Raw genomic sequence first — 23,286 nt, 5'->3', positions numbered from 1 at the left:
CCCGCGCCTGACCCGGGGGCACTCGCAGGCTCAGGGGAGCGCGATGTAGCGCACGACCGTGAGCTTGCCGCGGCCCGTCTGACGGATCGCGAGGCGCCCGCTGGTGCTCCTAGGCAGCGTCACGGTGTGGGTGCCGCCGCGGGTGAAGGTGCCGACCACGTGGCCGCCCAGCAGGATCTGGCCGCTGACGTGGCCGCGGGTCAGGACGGCGATCGTCCGGCCGCTGACCTTCGGGCCGGTGGCGAGGCCCTTCTTCTTCGACACGAGCGACGTGCCGGAGCGCTTCCAGCCCTTGCCGTGGAAGGTCTTGCCGTAGCCCCAGCGGTAGACGCAGGTGGTGAGCCAGGCCGAGGTGTTGCCGACCTTGTCGGTGCCGCGGACGCGGGCGCACGACGTCGCCCCTGCGGGCACCGGGACCCGGTAGCGGGTCTTCGTGGTCCGCTTGAGTGCGCCCGGCGAGGTCCAGCGCTTCCCGGTGCGGATCTGGACCTGGTAGCGGGCGATCCCCGACGGGTCGCGCATCGTCCAGATCAGGGTCGCCTTCGAGCGTGTGGTCGAGCGTGCGGCCGGGACCGCCAGCGTCGGTGCGGTGATGTCCGGCTTGGGCAGGGTGAAGACGCTGGGCTGGACGGCGCTGGCGTCGATGTTGAGTGTCACGTTGCCGTAGGTCTCGGACCCGCCGCCGAGGAACTGGTGCATCCGTCGCCCGGCCCAGGAGCCGGCCGGCAGGGCGGTGGCGAGGGTGGTGTCGGCCTGGCCGTCCCACTTCGCCACCCAGACGGCGTCGGGCTTGGCGTAGGCGTCGACCTGCGAGGCGGCCACGATGTGGGTGATCGTGGAGCTGACCGACCCGTAGATGCCGGAGTTGCGGCCGAGCTGGTGCAGCCGTCGGGTCCAGCCGTCCTGCATCGCCTGGACCGCGTTGCGGCAGGTGGCATTGTCGGTGGGGTACGCCTCGAGGTCGTAGGTGATCGGCGCCCCGACCGGCAGCCCCAGGCTGAAGGCGGCGTTGGCGGCATCGGAGGCCATCGCCGCACCCTGGGCACGGGCGGTGGCGACGGCCCCGGAGAACGTCGTGGAGTACTTCGAGCACGGTGCCTGCATGCCGACGTAGATCGGCAGCACCTGCCAGCCGCCCGCACGGACCTGGCGGACCCAGTCGGCGGTGAGCTCGCTCTGCACCTTGTCGTAGCGCACGTCGTACGCCGGTGCGACCGGGATGTAGACGGCGATCGCCTTGTACGGCGAGGACTGCTGCCAGGCCTGGATCTTCGTCAGCGACGGGGTGCTGGCGGTGTCCAGCATCAGCACGTTGCCGGCAGCGGGCGGGGTCGCGGTCCGGGCTGCAGCCCGAGGGGTGGGCGCACCGATGGTGTCGGCGGCGTGCGCCGCCGGGGTGGCGGCGGCCAGGCCGAGAGCGAGTCCGAGGGCAAGCGTCAGGTTCCGAAGCACCCGGGGCACTTTACGTTCGATGGGGGTCGAGGCCAAGGCCCACGACTCCGGCCGCGGGCGCGGTGACGGTCGTGCGCGAGGGTCGGACGTGGGTCGGGCGCGGGTCAGAACAGGGTGAGGGTGGACAGCGCCTCGCGTACGACGACGGAGGGATGCTCCTGTGCGCTGGAGGTCGCCCAGTGCAGGTAGCCGCTGAAGGAGGCCAGGGTCAGGGCGGAGCCGGCGACCCTGGCCTGGAGCGCCTCCAGGCCCCGGTCGAGGAGGTAGGTCCGCAGGATGGTGGCCTGGCGCTGCAGGCGCGGGGAACCGTAGGAGAAGAGGTCGTCGTGGGCGGCGATGATGATCAGCCGGGTCCGGGTCTGGCTGACCACGACGGTCTGGTCCGCGACCACGCCGAGCGCCTCCGTCGCTGCGGCCAGCGGCTCGCCGGCTGCGGTGGTCAGCGCCTCCTCGAGCACGGCGAGGCTCTCGTCGAACCGGTCCCAGACCAGGTCCGCCTTGGTGGGGTAGTAGCGGAAGAGGCTGCGGCGGCTCACCCCGGCGGTCGCGGCGATCTCGGCGGCGCTGACGTTGTCGAAGCCGCGGGCCTCGAACAGGCGCAGCGCCACCATCGCGAGATGCTCGCGATTGATCTCGACGGGACGTCCGCGAACGCGCGTCGGGCCGGACAGGGGTGTGCTCATGGCGGCATCATGACACCCGGTCGCGGCTGGCAGCGCCCGTCGGTGGTACGTTGCTCGATCCCGTCAGCGATTTAGCATGCGGGTGCGCAATTCCGGTGCGACCTCGGCTGACTCGTGCGACGTGGACCGTCGAACGAGAGGGATCAGTGTCATGATGCAGCCATTTACCTCCTACGTCGCGCTCGGTGACTCGTGGACCGAGGGCGTCGGCGATCCTGATCCGCGCTGCCCGAACGGGGTCCGAGGCTGGGCCGATCGGGTCGCCGAGGTGCTGGCGACCCGGACCGAGGGATTCCAGTACGCGAACCTGGCGATCCGTGGACGTCGTACCCCCGAGATCATTGCCGAGCAGGTAGAACCGGCACTGGCCATGAAGCCCGACCTGGTCACCTTCCAGAGCGGCGGCAACGACGTCTTCAGGCCGACCGTCGACATCGATGCGATCGTCACCGGGATCGACGAGACCGTGGCCCGGTTCCGGGCCGAGGGCGCGACCGTCGTGCTCTTCACCCACGGCAACGGCGGCACGTCCGGGGTGATCGGCCGGCTGCGCGGCCGGCTGGCGATCTTCAACGAGCTGCTGCGCGAGGTCGTCGACCGGCACGGTGCGGTGCTGGTGGACAACTGGCGGGTGCCCGAGTCGATGGACCCGCGATTCTGGGACTCCGACCGGATCCACCTCTCCCCTGCGGGCCATCAGCGGGCGGCGATGTACGTGCTCGACGCTCTCGGCGTCCCGCACGACCTGACCTCGCCCGACCTGGAGCCGCTGACCGCGCTCTCGCGACGCGAGCAGCGCCGTGCCGACGCCCAGTGGGCACGCGAGCACCTGGCGCCGTGGATCTCGCGGCGGGTCCGTGGACGCTCCCTCGGTGACGGGATCGAGCCGAAGTACCCCGTCCTGACGCCGTTCGCGCCGCTGACGGGGGAGACCAACCCGGTCTGAACCAGGGCTGTCGGCCGACGCCGATCGGGGTGATCATGGGTCCATGAGGACTCGTGCCGAGCGCGAGGGACAGGCCCTCGACATCGCCGCAGCGGTACTGGTCGCCGCCCTGCTCTGGCTGGCGGTGGTCGTGATCGCCGCCGCCGTGACGGCCCTGGTCGGATCGGTCGGCGCCAGCTTCCGCTACGTCCTGTTCGCGGCGCTGGCAGGGTACGTCGTCACCGTGGTGGCCTGGCTGGCCTCCTCCCTCCACCGTCGCTGACACAGCGTTGTGGGGGAGTGGACGCCGCCCCTCGTTCCAGATGACCCTACGCCCTGTGCCTGGGGCGCAGGGCCATCTCTCGGCAAAGCGATGCGTGCCTAATTCCGGTGACTCCTCAGTCGGAGGATCGCGGTCCCCATCACGTCGTGGGCTAGGCATTATCGCGTCACACCAACGGGCGAACCTTTTGTTTGAATCTGACGCTGGTCCCGCGGAAAATGCTATGGCTATGGCGTCCTTCGGAATCTGGCGAGGACGGCGACGGGGCCGGCAGATGTATCCTCCTGCCAAGAAATTAGTTCGCCGCCTGCGAAGATCCCATATAGGCCGGAAGAATTTCCAACCGAATAGACCCGCCCATCGATGCTGACGTAACCACCGACCTCATCCGCGGAGAAGCCGCTAGACTCGGCCCAGGCCGTGAATCGCGAGCCAGCAACTGGGTAGCCAAACATGCCGCTTTCTTCTTCTAAAATGTCTTGACCGGATTCGCCCAAGCGGCTTGACCAGACCCGCGCTCCGCCGGATCTTCTGACCAAAGCAACGGTATAGCCGTCAGAATTTGCGGCGAAGCCATTGAGTCCTTCCCCTTCTGCTAAGTCGACCACTCCAACCGTCTGCACCTGGGCATCGGATCCGATCCCGGACTTCCTGACCTCGTATCTAGAAGTGGCTACCTGCTTGAGGAATAGGACGGCATCTCCCGTGCTTTTCGGATAGGCCGAATTTCGTGCAACTAATGCGACGGTATCTTTGCATCTTGAGATTTGACAACGGTAGAGATTGGAATTGACCTTCCCGACTCTCCCGACGACCTCTGGCCAAAATACAGAATCACCGGCAATGACCTGACCGCTGAAACCGGGAACGCCGGGTGGATCCTCGTTGTCGGACAACGGAGGGGCGCTTGCTAGGACAGAGGTCGATTTCGTATCTCGATTGTAAGCGAACATCGTCCATCTGCGAACCGAGGCATCTGTGTCCATCAACTCTGTCCAGATCATCCACTTTTGGGTGAGCGTGGCGTCGCCGAACCAACGTGTCTTGCTGCCTTTTGGATGCGTGACGACGGTGCCGTGCGATCGTCCGGATTGCCAAATAGTCAGTTCGGGTAGGTTCGCTTTCTGGGTAAAGGTCGCATAAGATTCGTCGGTTCCAATGGCTGCCATGATTCCCGCAGATGCTGGGATGCGGCGCACAAGGGAATACATTCTTTCCGGCAACTTTAACGGTCGACGTGGGTCGGCCAGGTTTGGGCTACCGGATTTAGAAGGGCCACTGGCCGGCGAGTGACTGACGTCGCTCGCCGGCGCAGTGGTGGAGCATCCAGCGAAGCAGAGTATGCCAGCTGCGATGGTTACGCTCCGAGCTGACAACTTCACCAGGTGATTCCGTTGTTCTGCAGATACCGGTTGGTGAATGTAGTGGTGTTCGCGGAGAAACTCGCGGAGGCCGCGGACCAGACAGACGTCGATGGGTCCATGAACTTGGTCGTGTCGCCGTTGTTGTCGTAACCGTTCGCGATGATCCAGTGTCCGATGGTCTGATTCGCCGGGTGGTTGTTGTAGTGATTTCCGCCAGCGATTTCGACGGTGTCGGCGCCCATGGGGTGGCCATTGTCGATGTCGTAGGTGACAAAACTCTTGACCTGAGCCGCGGTGGGCGTCGCCTGATCGACGTACCAGCCGGTGGAGGTTCCCTTCAGCCAGCGGTTGAGGCCGATCCGGAACCTTCCGGAAGCCCAGGAGGTGACTCCATTGGTTTCAGTCTTCATATGGTTGTCATTGGCGATGTTCGTTTGAACCTGCTTCGAGCCATCGTAGGCACTGTTTCCTGCAGCTAGCCAACTAAGAATCATCCGACCGCTTGCCGGGCCGCACCAGTAATTCTTGCTCTGTGGCGAATGTGTCACCAAAAGAGTCCTGGCTGTGGTTGCGGACGCCGTCACGGCTAGGCTTTCAGTGGATGCGACGACGGCCGATCGACTGTTGATGGCACCGATATCGTCGAGGCGCTCCTCGACGGCGCCAGCCAGGTCGGTCTGTGATGCGATATCGACTGCGCTCGGGTACGTCTCTTCGTAAACGCGGCTGGCTTCGACCGCGTCTTCGATCGTTCCGAGCCCGTTCTTGGCGTTCCAGTACGCTGCGGCCGCCTGTTCCTTGAGATTCGATTGCGCTTGGATGGCTTCGGGGACGGGAATTCCGGCGAGATTGATGTCGCCGCCAGTAACGTTTCCGATGCTCGTGTCCCCGCCGTCCGTCGGCTCGGTCTCGGCCGAGTTGGCAGGGGAAAGCAGGGTCCCGGTGACAGCCAGCGTCGCAAGGGCGCCGACGGTCAGCCTTCGGGTGTGCGGTTTCATGGGTGAACCTCGTTGAGTAGATGTGATTGGCAAACTGAGGCTAGGGGAAACGAAGTGTCGGTGGGGCGGGAATGCGAAAATTGGATCCCAAGTCGGGGTGGGCTAGTCCGGGTATTTACTTGCTGTGTGGCAGGTGTCATGGAAGCGTGTTCTGACTAGGTCATTTCAGCTCGCGTGATCGCAATGCCGTACGGCGTACCTACGGACTACGCTGCTCAGAGTCGTCCGTGATCGATAGGCTGCGAATGAATTTCTCGCTACGAACTGAGGAAGGAAAAGAACTTGAGCCGGAAGTATCTGACCGTGTCCACGGTCACCGCTGGCGTCGTCGTAGGAATCGGATCAGCGTTCCTCTTCGGGCCGACGAGCTTCGGTGCCGAGGAGCAGGCCGACGGCACTGCGCCGAAGGTCGGCAACTGCAAGGACTTGGCTGCGATCGCACCTGATACCCAGGTCGAGTGGACTGAGACCCTCTACAACCCTGACACCGGTGTGGTTGAGGGCGACAGCTCCGAGGGGCGGTTCTCCGTGGACAGCACCTCGCGTGAGTGCCAGGACGTCTCGCCCGTGGTCGACGCCCTGGTGGTGTCGGCACTCAAGAGCCACCTGTGGGGTCTGAGTACGCGGTGCCCTGACGCGATCGCGCAGCTCAACCCGAAGTCGGCGCTCCTCGGCGACCTTGCCAAGGAAGGTCACCAGGGCGGCGACATCGTGCTGAAGCTGAGCGCGACGGTCCAGAAGGAGCTCGGCGTCGACCCGCAGGCTTCGGCCGGTAACTCCGAGGCCGTCGAGGCGGCGTTGAAGGAGCTTCGGGTGGGGGAGAAGCACGTCGGTGTGGACGGGCTTCTGCGGGACCCCTACGTCGACTGGGTCGACCAGGAATGCGTCTAAACGGGTAGGTGCAATGAAGCGCGCAATTATTCCTTGCCTGATGGCATCGGTAGTGCTCGCTGGTTGTGGAGGGGCGGGCTCTGATGATGAGTCCGCCCCGTCCCAGCCCAGTGAGCCGACCACGTCGGCAACAGCACCCACCCTTCCGTCCGGTGTCACGCCGATCGTCTCTGGGCTTTCAGGGTCCGACATCTGCGCGGTCGTTCCGGCCACGCCGTCGGGCTACTGGGTCCTGGGCTGCTCCGGGACCGTCACCGAGGTCACCCAGGCAGGCGAGAAGGCACCTCACGCCCGCCTGGACGACAGCCCTGCTGTCGTTGGAGCCCTGCAGCTCCTCGGCGGTAAGGCCGTCTTGCCGATCCAGCACGGGGTCGAAGGCGAGCACCTCACCTATGCCGTGGGGCTCTTCGACACCGCCACCGGCACCGTCAGCGGGCAGGCCGAGCTCGGCGACTCCGCGATCAAGTCCGTCGACGTGATCGACGACGTGGCCTACGTCGCGACGTTCGACGGCGACATCGTGGCGTACCAACCGACTGATCCCAACGTGGTTGCAGTCACGAAGTTCCCCAAGCCCCTGAATGCTGCGTCGGCAGGCGCTGGGGCTGTATGGGGCGTGAGCGGGGACGGTGTTGTGTCACGGTTCGTCGTTGCCGACAAGACCACCGGATCTTTCACGGACAAGGCTCTACGTAAGGCGAGCCTGTCGGCGGTCGTCCAGGACGACCTCTGGGTCGCGTCGGTCTCCAAGGAGACCCTGGCCAAGGTCGGGAAGGCAGGCACCGTCACGGCCCTGGATGTGCCCGGCTCGACCATCTCGATGGCTACCTGTGGTGACTCCGTCTGGCTGGCCCAGTCGCACCTGCGGGGCAAGTACGGATCGACGCCAGGCTTGAAGCAACTCAGCCTCGACGGCTCGGTCAAGGCCACGTACGAAGTCAAGGTCGGCATCGGGAGCCTTGCTTGTGCTTCTGATGGCAGTGTCGTTGGCGTGGCTGGCGACGGAACCCTCGTTGGGGCGACGTAGCGCACAGGTGCACCTCTGGGTCGGTCTATCTCCTCCGTCCACACCGGGCTCTTCAAGGTGCGTGCCATGTTGACACGGCGTTGACAGTGCAATCGCCTCAGAAGACAGATGGCCCTGCATCCCACTCGTGGGGCGCAGGGCCATCTCTCAACAGGGCTGTGGAGCTGCGGGGAATCGAACCCCGGTCCTCGAGCATCGATCCAGGTCTTCTCCGGGTGCAGTCTGTGGGTGTCGTTTTCTCGGCCCCGGTGCTCGACGCAGACACGTCACCGACAGGCTCAGCTAGCTAGATGTCCCCAGCAGCTCCACTAGCGAGAGCAGGCAGGTAAGTCTCCTGGATGACGTTCAGGTCCGGGACGGAGACGGATGCCCGGTTGAACGCTTCGATCACCGCGTCAGGCGGCGAGAGCGAAGGAACTGCGCTTAGCGTTGGCAGTTATTGGTTTCCAGCGATCGTTTACGAGATGACGCTGGCTCCTCGACCCGCTTCCCCTGGAACTAATGTCCCAAGTCGAAACCGATCAGCCCCTCTTGAGTTGTCAACCATTCCAACACTACCGGTCGCCGGGCGATTCCCCGAACCGATTCCCGCTCGATCGGGTAGGCATAGGGGGTGAGGCCCCGCTCCGTGATCCGTCAGTCGCCCGTCGCCACCGTCCTTGTCGGCGTCCTGGCCCTCATCGGGACCCTCCTCCCGACGGCGTACGCCGATGACGGCACCGCTCCGACCGAGCCGGTCACCCTCCTGGTCGCCCCACCGGCCCCCGCGTACGCCGGGCAGCCGGTCGTCGTACGGGTGAGTGTGCTCGACGCCCTCGGGCAGCCGGTGGGGGCGGAGCCGGTCCTGGTCGAGCGCAGCGACGGCACGTCCTGGACTCCGCTGCCTCCCCCCGCAACCGGAATCCCGAGCACCCCCAGCACCCCCAGCCCCACCGGCACCACAGCCCCCGACGGCACCCTGCCGATCAGCCTCAGCCTCGCCCGCACAGCGGCCCAGAACCGACTGCGCGTCTCCCTGCCCGGCCGCCCCGACGTCGCTCCGGTCGAGGTGGCGCCCGGCCTGCTGCGCCGGGCCAGCCGTCTCGTCCTGGGCGGCCCGCGCAGCGTCGTCGACGAGCGGTCGGTGACGTTCACCGCTTCCTGGACGGCGACCTCGGGGGAGCCGGTCGCCGGACGGGTGCTGCTCCAGCGCCGGATCGGCAGGGGAGCGTGGACCCAGGTCGCCACGCTCACCACGGCGTCCAGTGGCAGGGCGAGCCTCACCCTGACGCCCCGCGAGGACAGCCAGTGGCGGCTGGTCGCCGCGGCCCAGGAGTGGGTGAACGGTGCCACCAGCGCCACCCACCTGCTCGACAACCGACCGCCGGGACGGCCGGTCGTGCTGCCGCGCTCGGCCCCCAAGCCCCGGGTGCGGATGCCCGTCCAGCCGCGCGCCGAGGGCGCCGGCGCCCACCCGGTGATCAGCACGATCCCGAACCGGATCTGGAACCGGATGGTCGGACGGACCTGGCACAGCGGCTGCCCGGTCGGACGCGAGTCGCTGCGACTGATCGAGGTCAACTACTGGGACTACACCGGCTACCGGCGGCGTGGCGAGCTCGTCGTCAACGCCGACGTCGCCGACCAGATCGCTGCGGCGATGGCCGACCTCTACCGGCACCGGATCCCGCTGCGCAGTGTGGCGCGCGAGGACCGCTTCGGCTGGTCGGAGCGGGTCCGCGGCGCCAACGACTACCGCTCGATGGCGGCCGGCAACTCCAGCGCGTTCAACTGCCGCGACGTGGTCGGACGCCTCGGCGTGCGCTCGCCGCACGCCTGGGGGCGCTCGATCGACCTCAACACCTGGGAGAACCCCTACCGCTCCGCGAAGGGCATCGTGCCCAACACCTGGTGGCAGCGGCACAGCAACAAGCGCTACGCCTGGCGCAGCTCGCGCCACATCGTCGTACGGATCATGCGACGCCACGGCATCCGGTGGACCTACGGGCTGGGGGACACCCAGCACTTCGACGCGATCCCGACGGCCGCCGGTGGCCGCGCGATCGCCGATCCGACCCCGGAGATCGTCTGCGGCATGGCCGTCTGTGACTAGCGGCTCGCCGAGTCCCGCTCAGCGGCTACCGCTGCCGTGCCGCCGTGGTGGCGCGGAGTAGCGTCACGCGGGTGACCAAGCACGCGTTCCCGTTGTTGATGTCGCCCGGCCGGATCGGCCCGATGAAGCTGGAGAACCGCATCGTTCTCCCAGCCATGGATATGAACGTCTCCGAGCACGGCGAGATCGAGCAGCCGGAGATCGACCACTACGTGGCGCGTGCCGCCGGTGGTGCCGGCCTGGTCATCACCGGAGCCTGCGCGATCGCGTTCCCCTTCGGTGCCGCCTCGCTCAAGGAGCCGGGCCTGTCCGAGGACCGGTTCATCCCCGGTCTCGCAGCGCTGGCCGACGCCATCCACGCCGTCGGCGGGAAGCTGTGCATCCAGTCGACCCACCACGGCAAGGTCGCTCGGGTCGACACCGCCAACGACCGTGAGCTGATCACGCCGAGCCTGCCCGACTACACGTACTCGATGAACGCGCTGGCCGACTGCACGCCCGAGGAGCTGGGCAAGATGGCGGCGGCCACGGCGGGCAAGAAGCAGCTGTTCAAGGAGATGACGCAGGACGACATCGACACCCTGGTGCGCGACTGGGCCGACGCCGCCGAGCGGGTCGCCAAGTCCGGCGCCGACGCGATCGAGATCCACGTCGCCCACGGCTACATCCTCGGCGTCTTCCTCAACCAGCGTGACAACCGCCGCACCGACGCGTACGGCGGCTCGCTGGCCAACCGGGCACGGCTGGCGTGCGAGGTCATCGCCGCGGTCAAGGAGCGGGTCGCCGACCGGATCGCGATCCTGGTCCGCGTCTCCGGCGAGGAGTACGGCCAGGAGGGCGGCCTGACGCTGCCCGAGTCCTGCGAGGCGGCCACGCTCTTCGAGGCCGCCGGCGCCGACGCCATCCACGTCACCGGCTGGGGTCGCAACCCGTTCGACAACTTCACCGACGGTCCGCTGCCCGACCGGGTCGGCTCGTACGTCGACAACGCCGCCGAGATCAAGAAGCACGTGTCGATCCCGGTCATCGTCGTGGGCCGGATGCTGCCCGAGGTCGCCGAGAAGGCGCTGGAGAAGGGCGAGATCGACTTCGCCGCGATGGGCCGCCAGCTGCTGGCCGACCCCGAGCTGCCGAACAAGATCAAGGCCGGCAAGTTCGAGCAGGTCCGCCCCTGCATCAACTGCTACCTGTGCGTCAACGAGAACTTCTTCGACGACACCCCGTTCTGCGCGGTCAACCCGGCGCTGGGCAACGAGAAGATCCTCCCGCTCACCCCGGTCACCGCGAAGAAGCACGTCGTCGTGATCGGCGCCGGCCCGTCGGGCCTGGAGACCGCCCGCGTGCTGACCGAGCGTGGCCACCGCGTCACCGTGGTCGACAAGTCCGACCGCCTCGGCGGCACGCTGTGGTTCTCCACCCTCACCACGCCGGACAACGAGCGTCTGCTCAACTGGCTCAAGGAGGAGGTCGACCGGCTCGGCATCTCCGTCCAGCTCGGCACCGAGGCCACCGTGGAGTCGATCCGCGCGCTGCGCCCCGACCACGTCGTCGTCGCCACCGGTGCCAAGCGGCCCAAACCCGCCGTCCCCGGCGGCGACCTGCCGCTGGTGCAGACCGGTGACACGCTCCGGGCGCTGATGCTCGGCACCGCGGAGAAGGGCGACGCCGGCCTGGTGCTGCGTGCGCTCGGCAAGATGGGCCGCCTCTCGGGCATCACCAAGAGCCCCGCCGCCGTCCGCGAGATGACCAAGAAGTTCCTGCCGATGGGTCACGACGTCGTTGTGATCGGTGGCTCCCTGGTCGGCCTGGAGCTGGCCGAGTTCCTCTCCGACCGTGGTCGCAAGGTCACCCTGCTGCACGAGGAGCAGCAGCTCGGTCTGCCGATGGCGATGCCGCGGCGCTGGACCGCGGTCAAGCACGCCACCCAGGGCGGCGTCGACATCCACCGCCGCGTCACGCTGACCCGGATCACCGAGAGCTCGGTGGAGTGGACCGAGGGCGAGGGTGAGGCGCACAGCGCCAAGGCCGACATGGTGATCTACGCCGAGGGCACCCACTCCGACACCTCCCTGGCCGACGCCCTGGGCGCCGCCGGACTGAGTGTCGAGGTCGTCGGTGACGCCGGCGCGGTCAACTACATCCACGGCGCGATCCACTCCGCCTGGGACGTCGCCACCGTCCTGTGAGGACGATGACCTGACAACAACCTGACGAGTCTGGGCTCGAGGGGCCGCTACGGCGTGGCGCTCGGAGGCAGCACAGGGAAGAGCGTCACACTGGCCATGTGTCGACGACGTCCTCTTCCCGGTCCACCTCCACCGTGCTGCGCCTGGCGGCCCCTCTGTTCGCTGCCGGCCTGGTGCTGAGCGCCTGCGGCGGCGGAGGCAGCACCACGAAGGCCGATGCGTCGAGTACGCCGGCCACCACCGCCCCCGCGACGCCGGAGACGTGGCCGCTGACCGGGGTCCAGGCCCCGCTCGGCACGACCACCAAGCTGGGCCGGTCCCCGTTGGTGGTGAAGATGGACAACACCGCCGCGAGCGCCCCGCAGCGCGGCCTGGACAAGGCCGACATGGTGGTCGAGGAGCTCGTCGAGGGCGGCCTGACCCGGCTCGCGGCGTTCTACTACCAGCAGCTGCCGACCCTGGTCGGTCCGGTCCGCTCGATGCGCGCCAGTGACATCGGCATCGTCTCCCCGGTCAAGGCCGACGTGGTCACCTCCGGGGCCGCGAACGTCACCATCAACCGGATCAAGAAGTCCGGCATCACGTTCTTCAGCGAGGGCTCGAAGGGGATCTTCCGCGACACCTCGCGTCCTCGCCCGTACAACGTCTTCAGTCATCTCAAGGAGACCGCCACCCTGGCGAAGCGCTCGCCTGAGACGGTGGCGAACTACCTGCCGTGGGGGACCGAGGCCGACTTCACCGGCACCCAGGCGGTCACCTCGATCGACGTGCCGTTCTCGAACAGCCACACCACCCGGTGGACCTACGAGGGCTCGAAGTACGTCAACACCAACACCAACGCCGCCAAGGACGAGCAGTTCCCGGCCGACTCGGTCCTGGTGCTGCGGGTCAAGATCGGTGACGCCGGCTACCTCGACCCGGCCAACAACCCGGTCCCCGAGACCAAGCTCACCGGCTCGGGCAAGGCACTGCTCTTCCACGGCGGCAAGCTGGAGCGCGGCACCTGGACGAAGAGCTCGCTCGACGGCAGCATCCAGCTCAGCACCGCGACCGGTGCGATGAAGGTCCCCGCCGGGCACACCTTCATCGAGCTGGTGCCGAACACGACCGCCGCGGTGGGGATGAAGTAGGCCCCACCGGCTGCGGGCTCAGGGCCGCAGCTCACCCCGGTCGGCCAGCAGCTGCAGGCCGCCCAGGATCATCCCGACGACGGCCTCGACCCGGCTGGCAGCAGCCTCCGGGTCCGAGGCCGTCGCGACCTCCTCGCCGGCGGACTGGAGTCCGCCGAAGAAGACCCGGGCGAAGGTGGTGACCACCTCGTGTTGGGCGCCGACGCCGACACTGGCGAGCACGTCGGCCACGATCGACTCCACCACCGCGTAGGAGGAGTGCTCCTCGTGCTCGCGGAACCGCTCGTAGCCGAGCACCGCCGGACCCTCCTGGATCACGATGCGTCGGTACGCCGGCGTGCGGACCGCCTCGATGAAGGTGCGCAGTCCGATCTGGGACTTCACCCACGGGTCGGGCTCGTCCTTCATCGCCTCGGTGATGGTGCGCATCGCGTCGGCCTCGACAGCGGTGAAGACCGCCTCGAAGAGCGCCTGCTTGCCGGTGAAGTGGTGGTAGAGCGCACCCTTGGTCACCGTCGCACCGGCGACCACCGCATCGAGGGACGTGGCGGCGTAGCCCTGCTCGACGAAGAGGTCGTGAGCGACCTCGAGCAGGGCCCTCCGGGTGGAGGCGGAGAACTGCTGACGCCGGGTCGCGCCCGAAGGGCTGTCGGTCTTCACCACGCCGCGAGTCTAGGGCGGTAGCGGTCCGAGGGGGCTGGGCGATGGCCTATTCTTGGGGTCATGGGCATCCTCGGTTTCGGCAGCAAGGGCGGCACAGCACTCGAGGAGCGCACCGACCTCACCGAGGAGACCGTCCCCACTGAGGAGGGCGACCACGATCGCTTCTCGCACTACGTCGAGAAGGAGAAGCTGACCGAGGCGATGGTGATGGGCACGCCCGTCGTCGCCCTGTGCGGCAAGGTCTGGGTGCCGAGCCGTGACGGCACGAAGTTCCCGGTGTGCCCTGACTGCAAAGAGGTCTGGGAAGGCCTCGGCGACGGTGACGGCGACAAGTTGTGACGGCGCCGGAGTCCCCGGCGTCCTCCCCAGCGCTTCCTCCGGCATGGCCGAAGAAGGCAGCGTGGGGTACCGCCACGAAGCTTCGTGCCTGGCAGGCCGAGGCGATGACGAAGTATTTCGACGACCTGCCCCGCGACTTCCTCGCGGTGGCCACTCCCGGCGCCGGTAAGACCACCTTCGCGCTCACCGTCGCCGCCGAGCTGCTCGGCCGGCGGATGATCGACCGGGTGATCGTCGTCGCCCCGACCGAGCACCTCAAGGTGCAGTGGGCGGCGGCGGCCGAGCGGGCCGGGATCCCGATCGACCCGACGTACTCGGCGGGCCAGGGCAAGACCTCGGCGGAGTACCTCGGTATCGCCGTGACGTACGCCGGTGTGGCGGTCAACCCGCTGGCGCTGCGGATCCGCACCGAGCGGTCCAAGACCTTGGTCATCCTCGACGAGATCCACCACGCCGGTGATGCGCTGTCGTGGGGTGACGGGGTCCGCGAGGCGTTCGAGCCCGCGGCGCGCCGGCTCGCCCTGACCGGTACCCCGTTCCGGTCCGACATCAACCCGATCCCGTTCGTCACCTACGAGCCCGGTCCCGACGGGGTTCCGCGCTCGGCGGCGGACTACACCTACGGCTACGCCGAGGCACTGCGCGACCACGTCGTGCGTCCGGTGCTGTTCATGGCCTACTCGGGCCAGATGTCGTGGCGCACCAGCGCCGGCGACGAGCTCACCGCCCAGCTGGGGGAGCCGCTCACCAAGGACATGCACGCTCAGGCGCTGCGCACCGCGCTGGACCCGAAGGGGTCCTGGATCCCGGCGGTCCTGGCCGCGGCGGACAAGCGGCTGAGCGAGATGCGACGCAACATCCCTGATGCCGGCGGTCTGGTGATCGCCACCGACCAGGAGTCGGCGCGGGCCTACGCCAAGGCACTCAAGGCGATCACGGGGGAGTCCCCGACGGTGGTCCTGTCCGACGAGAAGGCGGCCTCGAAGAAGATCGCGGCCTTCTCGGCCGAGACCTCGCGTTGGCTGGTCGCTGTCCGAATGGTCTCCGAGGGCGTCGACGTCCCGCGGCTGACCGTCGGCGTCTACGCCACCACGATCTCCACTCCGCTGTTCTTCACCCAGGCTGTGGGTCGCTTCGTGCGGTCGCGCTCGCGCGGTGAGACCGCGAGCGTCTTCCTGCCCTCGGTGCCGCACCTGCTCACCTTCGCCAACGAGATGGAGGTCGCCCGCGACCACGTCCTGGGCAAGAAGGAGAGCTCCGACGGCGACATGTTCGCCCCCGAGGACGCCCTGGTCGCTCAGGCCAACGCCTCGGAGTCGGGCTCCTCGGAGCTGCTCGGCTCGTTCGAGTCGCTCGGCTCGGAGGCCCGCTTCGACCGGGTGCTCTTCGACGGTGGTGAGTTCGGCCACGCCGGTGAGGTCGAGGTCGGCTCTGAGGAGGAGATGGACTTCCTCGGCATCCCGGGGCTGCTCGACGCCGACCAGATGAAGACGGTGCTGCGTCAGGCGCAGTCCTCACGGGCCAAGAAGCAGAAGGCCGCCACCGTCGATCAGGCCGAGCGGGCGGCGCAGGCCGCCGACGCACTGACCGACATGGCGATCCATGAGCAGTTGGCGGTGCTTCGTCGCGAGCTCAACGGCCTGGTCGCCGCCTGGTACCACCGCACCGGCCAGCCGCACGGCGTGACGCACACGGCGCTGCGCAAGGAGTGCGGTGGACCGGCGGCCGCAGTGGCCAACACCGAGCAGCTCCGGGCGCGGATCAACGCGCTGCGGGACTGGGCCACGCGCAAGACCTCCTGAACGACGCAGACCCCCTGCCCCTCGACGAGGGGCAGGGGGTCTGAGCAGTTCTGAGGTTCGTCGGCGTCAGTCGGCGTCGGCGAGCTCGAGCACCTCGGCCTCCTTCTCCGACCCGTGACTGGGCACGGAGGTGGAGGGCACGTAGCGGCGCAGGCTGAGCAGCAGCACCACGGCCAGTGCGGTGGCACCGGCGCCCATCCAGAACGGCGCGTGCACGTTGTGCTCCAGCAGCTTGCCGGCCAGGTAGGGCCCGATCGAGCCGCCGGCGAACCTGACGAACGAGTACGCCGCCGAGGCGACCGGTCGCGGGACCGGAGCCGATCCCATCACCAGGGTCGTGATCACGGTGTTGTTGATCCCGAGGAAGGCACCGGCGAGGATCACGCAGACCACGATCACGGCCTTGTGGTCGGTCCAGATCGCCATGATCGCGAGCAGTGCGGCGAAGCCCACCAGGGCACACGCGATGGCGGCGACGGTGCCGATCTTGGCCTCCACCCAGGGGGCGCCCCAGACCGACATCACGGCGAGCAGCAGGCCCCAGCCGAAGAAGACCCAGCCGACGTTCGAGGCGCTGGTGGCCAGCGGGAACGGGGCGGCCAGCATCAGGGTGAAGAAGCCGAAGTTGTAGAGCAGCGAGGTCAGTGCGACCACCAGCAGGCCGGGGTAGCGCAGCGCCTTGATCGGGTCGGCGATCGACGTCGTGGCCCCGGTCGGGGGAGTGGCGGGCAGGAAGACGGCGGTGGCGATCAGGGCGATGAACATCAGCACCGCGACGCCGTAGAACGGGGCGCGCCAGGAGATCTCGCCGAGCTGGCCGCCGACGATCGGGCCGAGCCCGATGCCGATGCCGAGCGCTGCCTCGTAGAGCAGCACCGCCTGCTTGAGCGAGCCGGCGGCGAGGGTGACGATCGTGGCCAGGGAGGTGGCGATGAAGAGCGCGTTGCCCAGGCCCCAGAAGGCGCGGGCGATGACGATCCCGCCCACGCTGTTCATCGCTCCGGCCACGGCGGAGAAGATCACGATCAGGATCAGGCCCGCGATCAGGGTCTTCTTGGCGCCGATCCGGCTGGAGATGAAGCCCGTGACCAGCATCGCCACGCCCGTCACGGCCATGTAGGACGTGAAGAGCAAGGAGACCTGGCCGGCGGAGGCGTGCAGCTCGGCGGCGATGGAGGTGAGGATCGGGTCGACGAGGCCCAGTCCCATGAACGAGATCACGGCGGCGAACGCCACCGCGAGGACGGCCCGAGGTTGCTTCAGTAGCTTCATTCAGTCCTTCTTCTCTGTCAGATGGGTCAGGAGTGCGGCCGCGGCGCGGAGGTCCTCGACGGTGTAGGGGGCCAGTCGAGCGGCGACGGCGTTGCCGTTGGCCTGCCGGGTGCGGGTGATCTGGGCGTGACCGGCCTCGGTCAGCTCGATCAGGTTCGCTCGGGCGTCGTGCGGGTGCGGGCTCCGGGTCGCCCAGCCCCGCTCCAGCAGTCCCTTCACCGCGATCGTGGTGGTCGGCTGGGAGGTCATGTCGGCCTCGGCCAGCGCGGTCACGGTGCTGGGGCCGAGCTCGTCGAGGATGGAGAGCAGTCGGATCAGGGCGGCGGTGTTGGCCAGCCCCGCCGAGCGCCGGATCCGGCGGACGAGACGGGCGGCCTGGATCACCAGGTCGTTGGCTGCTTGGATCTCTTCTTCGGTGGCCACCCTGCGATGGTTACATAGGATTCCTATGTAACGCAAGGGGGTGATCGGTAGAATCCGCGCCATGACTCCGGTCCACCAACTCCAGTACTCGCTGGCGCTGAGCGCGGACCTCGCGATCTACTCGGCTCGCCTGGTCCGTTCACTGCGTCGCAGGGTCGACACCCCTGCCGGGACTCGGGTGCTCTCGCTGTTGGAGGAGCACGGCCCGCTCGGGGTCACCGAGCTCGCCCGGATCGACGGATGCTCGCAGCCGACCATGTCGACGGCGGTCTCGGCCCTCGTCGAGGCCGGCCACGCGACCAAGTCGCCGCACCCGACCGACGCCCGCGGATCGGTGGTCAGCCTGACCGAGGCCGGTCGCACCGAGCTGGTCACCTTCCGTGAGTCCTACGCCGAGCGGATCATGGAACGACTCCGGGTCTCGGGTCGCTCGGAGGAGGAGCTCGCCACCGCGGTCTCCGTCCTTCGTGACATCCTTGAGGAGTGAGTGCGCCCAGCCCCGTCGAGCTCGATGAACCGCTCGGCGACCTCCTGACCGTTCCCGCGACGCCGTGGGTGACGATCGTGTGGAACGACCCGGTCAACCTGATGTCGTACGTCAGCTTCGTCTTCTGCACCTACTTCGGCTACACCAAGAAGAAGGCCGAGAAGCTGATGATGGAAGTGCACAACGACGGCAAGTCGGCCGTCTCCGCGGGCACCCGCGAGGAGATGGAGCGCGACGTCCAGGCGATGCACGAGTACGGCCTGTGGGCCACGCTCGAGAAGCAGGAGTGAGTGCCGCGACCATGAGTGGCTTCTCCCGACACAAGCGCTCCGGCGCCATCTTCGCCACCTTCAGCATCTTCGAGGCCGACCTGCTCCGCTCGCTGGCCGCCCAGCTCGTCGAGCTGCTGCGCAGCGATGACGCAGCCCAGGTGGAGGTCGACCCGTTCGAGGCGCTGCTCGACTTCAGCGGCCCGACCCGGCCGCCCGAGGACCCCGTCCTGGCCCGGCTGCTGCCGACGGCCTACAGCGACGACGAGGACGCGGCCGCCGACTTCCGGCGCTTCACCGAGAAGAGCCTGCGGCACAGCAAGGCCGCCGGTGCGACCACCATCATCGAGACACTCGAGGAGGCGGGCCTGCCCGCCGAGCCGACCGACGACGCGCTGATGATCGACGTCGAGATGGACCGGCCGGTCGCGATGGCCTGGCTGCGCTCCTTCACCGACATCCGGCTCGCCCTGGCCACCCGGCTGGGGATCGAGGACGGCGACGACGAGTTCTGGGCGGGGCTGCCCGAGGACGACCCGATGGCGCAGGCGCACGACATCTACGACTGGGTCGGCTACCTCCAGGAGACCCTCGTCGGTGCGCTCGGGGGCTGAGACCGCGTCCGAGCGGTGAGACCCGACCCCCTAGGCTTATGCCCATGCTGACCCTCGACACCGCGACGTACGACCGCATCGTCGCGCACGCCAAGCGGGACCACCCCGACGAGGCCTGCGGGATGGTCGTCGGCCCCGAGGGCAGCGACCGCCCCACCCGCGTGGTGGAGATGATCAACGCCGCCGGCTCGCCGACGTTCTACGAGTACGACTCCACCGAGCTCCTCGAGCTCTACAAGGAGATGTGGGACAAGGACGAGGAGCCGGTGATCATCTATCACTCGCACACCGCGACCGAGGCGTACCCGAGCGTCACCGACATCAACCTCGCCAGCGAGCCCGGCGCGCACTACGTGCTGGTCAGCACGCGCGAGCACGGGAATAACGACGGCGCTGTGGAGTTTCGTTCCTATCGAATCGTCGACGGTGCGGTGACCGAAGAAGAGGTCACCGTCGTCCCGAGCTTCGACGCCTGAGTCGACGCACAACCAACTGAGGAGAATCATGTCCATCGAGGTCCGTATCCCGACCATCCTGCGCACCTACACCGGCGGCGAGAAGGCCGTGTCCGGCGAGGGTGCCACCCTGGCTGCGCTGATCGACGACCTCGAGGCCAACCACCCCGGCCTCAAGGACCGCCTCCTCGCCGACGGCGAGCTGCGTCGCTTCGTCAACGTCTACATCAACGACGAGGACGTCCGCTTCCTCGGTGCCCTCGAGGCCCCGCTCAAGGACGGCGACAACGTCGTCGTGCTGCCGGCTGTCGCCGGTGGCGCTGCCTGAGCACGAATCGTAGGTAGCTTCGCACCATGACGCGCTTCGACAGCCTCATCGCTTCGGTGGGGAACACCCCGCTGGTGGGGCTTCCGCGGTTGGCCCAGCCGTTCAACGTGCCGGGCCAACCGCCGGTGCGGCTGTGGGCGAAGCTGGAGGACCGCAACCCGACCGGCTCGATCAAGGACCGCCCGGCCCTGAAGATGATCGAGACCGCCGAGGCTGACGGCACGCTGCGTCCGGGCTGCACGATCCTGGAGCCCACCAGCGGCAACACCGGCATCTCGCTCGCGATGGCGGCCAAGCTCAAGGGCTACCGGATCGTCTGCGTGATGCCGGAGAACACGTCGGAGGAGCGCCGCCAGCTGCTCCGGATGTGGGGCGCCGAGATCGTCTCCTCCCCGGCCGCCGGCGGCTCCAACGAGGCCGTCCGGGTGGCCAAGCGGCTCGCCGCCGAGCACCCCGACTGGGTGATGCTCTACCAGTACGGCAACCCGGCCAACGCCCTCGCCCACGAGGAGGGCACCGGCCCCGAGCTGCTGGCCGACCTGCCCGAGATCACCCACTTCGTCGCGGGTCTGGGCACCACCGGCACCCTGATGGGTGTCTCCCGGTTCTTCCGCACTGCCAAGCCCGAGACCCGGATCGTTGCCGCCGAGCCGCGCTACGGCGAGCTGGTCTACGGCCTGCGCAACCTCGACGAGGGGTTCGTCCCCGAGCTGTACGACGCCACCCTGATCGACAGCCGGTTCTCGGTCGGTCCGCGCGACGCGGTCCGGCGGGTCCGGGAGCTGCTCGAGCTCGAGGGCATCTTCGCCGGCATCTCCACTGGGGCGATCCTGCACGCTGCGCTCGGTCAGGCGGCCAAGGCGTTCGCCGCCCAGGAGGGCGCCGACATCGCGTTCGTCGTCGCCGACGGTGGCTGGAAGTACCTCTCCACCGGTGCCTACGAGGGCACGATCGACGACGCCGAGGAGTCGTTGGAAGGACAGCTCTGGGCCTGAGCCCCCTAAGATCGCTGCGGAACTAGTTGGGGGAGAGGTGTGAGGCGATGACGACGTTGACCGTCGTGGGCTGTTCGGGCTCCTACCCCGGCCCCGAGTCGCCGGCCAGCAGCTATCTGCTGGAGGCCGACGACGCCGAAGGCCGCACCTGGCGGATCCTGCTCGACCTTGGCAACGGGTCGCTCGGTGCCCTGCACCGGTACGCCGACCCGCTGGCGATCGACGGCATCTTCCTGACCCACCTGCACGCCGACCACTGCCTGGACATGACGTCGTACTACGTCCTGCGCAAGTACCACCCGACCGGCCAGCAGCCCCGGATCCCGGTCTGGGGACCGAAGGGCACGGCCCGTCGTCTGGCCCACGCCTACGACCTCCCGCACGCCCCGGGGATGCGCGAGGAGTTCAAGTTCCAGCGCCACCGGCACGGCGAGGCGGTCGAGCTCGGGCCGTTCGTGGTGCGGCCCTACGAGGTCGATCACCCCGTGCCGGCGTACGCGCTCCGGGTCGAGGTCGGTGGCGCCGTGATCACCTACTCCGGCGACACCGGACCGACGCCAGCACTGATCGAGGCCGCTCGCGGCGCCGACCTGTTCCTGGCCGAGGCCAGCTTCCGGGAGTGCGACGTCAACCCGCCCTCGTTGCACCTGACCGGCAAGGAGGCCGCCGAGGCGGCCGTCGAGGCCGAGGTCAAGCACCTGGTGCTGACCCACATCCCGCCGTGGCACGACGCCACCGAGATCCTCACCGAGGCCGTCGACGTCTTCACCGGCCCGCTCGAGCTGGCCAGCGCCGGGGCCGTCTACCGCTTCTGAGGGATCGGGGGCGTGTCGGGGCTTTCCCTGATGACGTCTGTGGGCTTCACCTGTCAGGGTGGAGGCATGATCGACGTTCACGGTCTCACCAGGAAGTACGGCGGGTTCACCGCCGTCGACGATGTGACGTTCCGCTGCGAGCCTGGCCGGGTCACCGGCTTCCTCGGGCCCAACGGTGCCGGAAAGTCCACCACGATGCGGATCATGGTCGGCCTGACCGCGCCGACCTCGGGGACGGTGACGATCGACGGTCGCCCGTTCCACGAGATCCCCAACCCCGCCCGCACGGTCGGGGTCCTGCTGGACGCCTCGGCCCAGCACGGCGGTCGCAGCGGTCGCGAGGTGCTCGCTCTGGGCGCCCGGACGATGGGGCTGCCGTTGTCCCGCGTCGACGAGATGCTCGAGCTGGTCTCGCTGACCCCATCGGAGGCCAAGCGCCGGGTGAAGAACTACTCCCTGGGCATGAAGCAGCGGCTCGGGATTGCCCACGCCCTGCTCGGCGACCCGCACGTGCTGATCCTGGACGAGCCCGCCAACGGCCTCGACCCGGCCGGCATCCGTTGGATGCGTGGCCTGCTCAAGGACTACGCCGACCGCGGCGGCACCGTGCTGCTCTCCTCGCACCTGCTGCACGAGGTCGAGATGATCGCCGACGAGATGATCCTGATCGGGCGCGGGAAGATCGTCGCGCAGGGTGACCGGGCGACGCTGCTGGCGCAGGCCGGCCCCAGCCAGACGCTGGTCACCAGCCTGGACAACGCCGCCCTGGCCGCCGCCCTGGACGCCACCGGCGTCGTCACCGAGCAGGCCGGACAGGGCCTGCGGGTGCAGGCCTCGACCGAGACCGTCGGCCGTGCCGCCCTCAGCGCCGGCGTCGTCCTCACCGACCTGCGCACCGGCGGTGCCGGCCTGGAGGACCTCTTCCTCGAGCTCACCGCCGACACCCAGCGCGAAGGGAACGCAGCATGAGTGCCACCACCGCCGTCAAGCGTCCGTCGGCCCTGCCCGACTCGGGTCAGCCGATCCCGTTCTCCCGCCTCGTCTCCGTCGAGTTCCGCAAGTCGTGGGACACCCGGGCGGGGTTCTGGCTGCTGGCCGTGATCGGCCTGCTGGTCGCGGCCGCCGAGATCATCTGTCTGATCGTCTTCATCACCCAGGACACCCAGGACATCACCTGGGGCGTCTTCACCACGGTGGCGGCGATCATCACGTCGCTGCTGCTCCCGGTGCTCGGCATCATGCTGGTCACCAGCGAGTGGACCCAGCGCACCGCGATGGTCACCTTCGCCCTGGAGCCGCGTCGTGGCCGGGTGATCCTGGCCAAGCTGGTCGTGGGCATGGTGCTGACCGCTGTCACCGTCGTGGTCGCGCTGGTCATCGGGCTGGTCTGCAACGCGATCTTCGCCGCCACCGGTGGGCACACCACCTGGTGGGACCAGGACTTCACCAACGGTCTGATCGGCTTCGCGATCAACCAGTGCCTGGCGATGTTCATCGGCTTCGCCCTCGCGGCGCTGCTGCTCAACACCGCCGCGGCGATCGTGGTCTTCTTCGCCTACTCCTACGTGCTCCCCGGCATCCTCGCCGTCGCTGCCAACGCGATCGGCTGGTTCGAGCACGTGGACAAGTGGATCAACCTCTCCAACGCCCAGGCGCCGCTGTACGACTTCTCCACGATGACCGGCTCGGAGTGGGCCCACTTCGTGGTCGCGACCCTGATCTGGGTGGGTCTGCCGCTGGCGATCGGCCTGCGCCGGATCCTGCGCGCCGAGGTCAAGTAGACCCCGCCACCC

General features: G+C 68.2%; 25 protein-coding genes and 1 other RNA gene. 18 read left to right on the top strand and 8 right to left on the bottom strand.

The genetic code is table 11. The annotated features are described in order from the left end of the window. Positions 1–30 precede the first annotated feature (30 nt). A complete protein-coding gene (locus Q1V88_RS05785; RefSeq protein ID WP_300679151.1) occupies positions 31–1,452 on the bottom strand; it encodes a DUF1906 domain-containing protein in 1,422 nt (473 codons plus the stop codon). Positions 1,453–1,556: 104 nt separating this feature from the next. Further along, positions 1,557–2,135, bottom strand: coding sequence for a TetR family transcriptional regulator (locus tag Q1V88_RS05780; protein WP_300679148.1), 579 nt, complete (start codon positions 2,133–2,135; stop codon positions 1,557–1,559). Between the two features lie 151 nt (positions 2,136–2,286). On the opposite strand from Q1V88_RS05780, the gene Q1V88_RS05775 reads away from it, so the two are divergent. After that, positions 2,287–3,081 carry an SGNH/GDSL hydrolase family protein gene (locus Q1V88_RS05775; protein ID WP_300679146.1) on the top strand — a complete coding sequence of 265 codons (795 nt, stop codon included), beginning with the start codon at positions 2,287–2,289 and terminating at the stop codon, positions 3,079–3,081. A 43-nt stretch (positions 3,082–3,124) separates the two neighbouring features. Next, positions 3,125–3,343 carry a hypothetical protein gene (locus tag Q1V88_RS05770; RefSeq protein WP_300679143.1) on the top strand — a complete coding sequence of 73 codons (219 nt, stop codon included), beginning with the start codon at positions 3,125–3,127 and terminating at the stop codon, positions 3,341–3,343. 227 nt (positions 3,344–3,570) lie between these two features. Here Q1V88_RS05770 and Q1V88_RS05765 read toward each other — a convergent pair whose 3' ends face one another. Both Q1V88_RS05765 and Q1V88_RS05760 read right to left on the bottom strand, forming a co-directional pair. Beyond that, positions 3,571–4,512 (bottom strand): hypothetical protein, encoded by a 942-nt coding sequence (locus Q1V88_RS05765; RefSeq protein ID WP_300679142.1) that lies wholly within the window; start codon positions 4,510–4,512, stop codon positions 3,571–3,573. Between the two features lie 209 nt (positions 4,513–4,721). Beyond that, entirely contained in the window at positions 4,722–5,705 is a 984-nt protein-coding gene (locus tag Q1V88_RS05760) for a C39 family peptidase (RefSeq protein WP_300679139.1), read from the bottom strand. Between the two features lie 282 nt (positions 5,706–5,987). Here Q1V88_RS05760 and Q1V88_RS05755 point away from each other — a divergent pair, with 282 nt between their 5' ends. Further along, the gene (locus Q1V88_RS05755) at positions 5,988–6,596 is read left to right on the top strand and encodes a hypothetical protein (protein WP_300679136.1); all 609 of its coding nucleotides are present in this window, start codon (positions 5,988–5,990) and stop codon (positions 6,594–6,596) included. 13 nt (positions 6,597–6,609) lie between these two features. After that, positions 6,610–7,623, top strand: a complete 1,014-nt coding sequence (locus tag Q1V88_RS05750; RefSeq protein WP_300679134.1) for a hypothetical protein — start codon at positions 6,610–6,612, stop codon at positions 7,621–7,623. 156 nt (positions 7,624–7,779) lie between these two features. On the opposite strand, the gene ssrA is transcribed toward Q1V88_RS05750, so the two are convergent. Next, positions 7,780–8,152, bottom strand: a transfer-messenger RNA (tmRNA) gene (gene ssrA, locus Q1V88_RS05745). Positions 8,153–8,251: 99 nt separating this feature from the next. Between ssrA and Q1V88_RS05740 the strand changes: the two genes are divergently transcribed. From Q1V88_RS05740 to Q1V88_RS05730, 3 genes are all read left to right on the top strand, one after another. Beyond that, positions 8,252–9,715 carry a M15 family metallopeptidase gene (locus Q1V88_RS05740; protein ID WP_300679131.1) on the top strand — a complete coding sequence of 488 codons (1,464 nt, stop codon included), beginning with the start codon at positions 8,252–8,254 and terminating at the stop codon, positions 9,713–9,715. A 71-nt stretch (positions 9,716–9,786) separates the two neighbouring features. Beyond that, positions 9,787–11,901, top strand: a complete 2,115-nt coding sequence (locus Q1V88_RS05735) for an NAD(P)/FAD-dependent oxidoreductase (protein WP_300679130.1) — start codon at positions 9,787–9,789, stop codon at positions 11,899–11,901. Between the two features lie 98 nt (positions 11,902–11,999). Next, positions 12,000–13,031: a DUF3048 domain-containing protein gene (locus Q1V88_RS05730; protein WP_300679128.1), complete on the top strand. Its 1,032-nt coding sequence runs from the start codon at positions 12,000–12,002 to the stop codon at positions 13,029–13,031. An 18-nt stretch (positions 13,032–13,049) separates the two neighbouring features. On the opposite strand, the gene Q1V88_RS05725 is transcribed toward Q1V88_RS05730, so the two are convergent. Continuing rightward, positions 13,050–13,694 (bottom strand): TetR/AcrR family transcriptional regulator, encoded by a 645-nt coding sequence (locus tag Q1V88_RS05725; RefSeq protein WP_300679126.1) that lies wholly within the window; start codon positions 13,692–13,694, stop codon positions 13,050–13,052. 60 nt (positions 13,695–13,754) lie between these two features. Here Q1V88_RS05725 and Q1V88_RS05720 point away from each other — a divergent pair, with 60 nt between their 5' ends. Both Q1V88_RS05720 and Q1V88_RS05715 read left to right on the top strand, forming a co-directional pair. Further along, positions 13,755–14,033: a DUF3039 domain-containing protein gene (locus tag Q1V88_RS05720; protein WP_300679125.1), complete on the top strand. Its 279-nt coding sequence runs from the start codon at positions 13,755–13,757 to the stop codon at positions 14,031–14,033. After that, positions 14,030–15,835: a DEAD/DEAH box helicase gene (locus tag Q1V88_RS05715; RefSeq protein WP_300679122.1), complete on the top strand. Its 1,806-nt coding sequence runs from the start codon at positions 14,030–14,032 to the stop codon at positions 15,833–15,835. The genes Q1V88_RS05720 and Q1V88_RS05715 overlap by 4 nt, the downstream gene beginning before the upstream one ends. Positions 15,836–15,901: 66 nt before the next feature. On the opposite strand, the gene Q1V88_RS05710 is transcribed toward Q1V88_RS05715, so the two are convergent. Both Q1V88_RS05710 and Q1V88_RS05705 read right to left on the bottom strand, forming a co-directional pair. Continuing rightward, a complete protein-coding gene (locus tag Q1V88_RS05710; protein ID WP_300679119.1) occupies positions 15,902–17,107 on the bottom strand; it encodes an MFS transporter in 1,206 nt (401 codons plus the stop codon). Next, on the bottom strand, positions 17,108–17,530 hold the full coding sequence (locus Q1V88_RS05705; RefSeq protein WP_300679116.1) for a MarR family transcriptional regulator: 423 nt from the start codon (positions 17,528–17,530) through the stop codon (positions 17,108–17,110). A gap of 61 nt (positions 17,531–17,591) precedes the next feature. Here Q1V88_RS05705 and Q1V88_RS05700 point away from each other — a divergent pair, with 61 nt between their 5' ends. The 9 genes from Q1V88_RS05700 (at position 17,592) to Q1V88_RS05660 (ending at position 23,274) form a co-directional block, all read left to right on the top strand. Continuing rightward, positions 17,592–18,017 carry a MarR family winged helix-turn-helix transcriptional regulator gene (locus Q1V88_RS05700; protein ID WP_300679114.1) on the top strand — a complete coding sequence of 142 codons (426 nt, stop codon included), beginning with the start codon at positions 17,592–17,594 and terminating at the stop codon, positions 18,015–18,017. Next, entirely contained in the window at positions 18,014–18,307 is a 294-nt protein-coding gene (gene clpS, locus Q1V88_RS05695; RefSeq protein ID WP_300679111.1) for an ATP-dependent Clp protease adapter ClpS, read from the top strand. The genes Q1V88_RS05700 and clpS overlap by 4 nt, the downstream gene beginning before the upstream one ends. After that, positions 18,304–18,900, top strand: coding sequence for a DUF2017 domain-containing protein (locus Q1V88_RS05690; RefSeq protein ID WP_300679108.1), 597 nt, complete (start codon positions 18,304–18,306; stop codon positions 18,898–18,900). The genes clpS and Q1V88_RS05690 overlap by 4 nt, the downstream gene beginning before the upstream one ends. Positions 18,901–18,944: 44 nt before the next feature. Continuing rightward, a complete protein-coding gene (locus Q1V88_RS05685; protein WP_300679107.1) occupies positions 18,945–19,376 on the top strand; it encodes a M67 family metallopeptidase in 432 nt (143 codons plus the stop codon). Positions 19,377–19,404: 28 nt separating this feature from the next. Further along, a complete protein-coding gene (locus tag Q1V88_RS05680; protein WP_300679105.1) occupies positions 19,405–19,683 on the top strand; it encodes a MoaD/ThiS family protein in 279 nt (92 codons plus the stop codon). 26 nt (positions 19,684–19,709) lie between these two features. Beyond that, a complete protein-coding gene (locus Q1V88_RS05675) occupies positions 19,710–20,678 on the top strand; it encodes a pyridoxal-phosphate dependent enzyme (protein ID WP_300679103.1) in 969 nt (322 codons plus the stop codon). A gap of 47 nt (positions 20,679–20,725) precedes the next feature. Further along, positions 20,726–21,493, top strand: a complete 768-nt coding sequence (locus Q1V88_RS05670; protein WP_300679101.1) for an MBL fold metallo-hydrolase — start codon at positions 20,726–20,728, stop codon at positions 21,491–21,493. Positions 21,494–21,559: 66 nt separating this feature from the next. Continuing rightward, entirely contained in the window at positions 21,560–22,462 is a 903-nt protein-coding gene (locus Q1V88_RS05665; protein ID WP_300679099.1) for an ATP-binding cassette domain-containing protein, read from the top strand. Further along, complete coding sequence (locus tag Q1V88_RS05660; RefSeq protein ID WP_300679098.1) at positions 22,459–23,274, top strand: ABC transporter permease subunit; 816 nt, start codon at positions 22,459–22,461, stop codon at positions 23,272–23,274. Before Q1V88_RS05665 ends, Q1V88_RS05660 begins: the two co-directional genes overlap by 4 nt. Positions 23,275–23,286: the final 12 nt, after the last annotated feature.

The organism is Nocardioides sp., assembly GCF_030150155.1.
GTDB lineage: Bacteria > Actinomycetota > Actinomycetes > Propionibacteriales > Nocardioidaceae > Nocardioides.
Note: the sequence above shows the minus strand (reverse complement) of the source record. Positions and strands in the feature narration are given on the sequence as shown.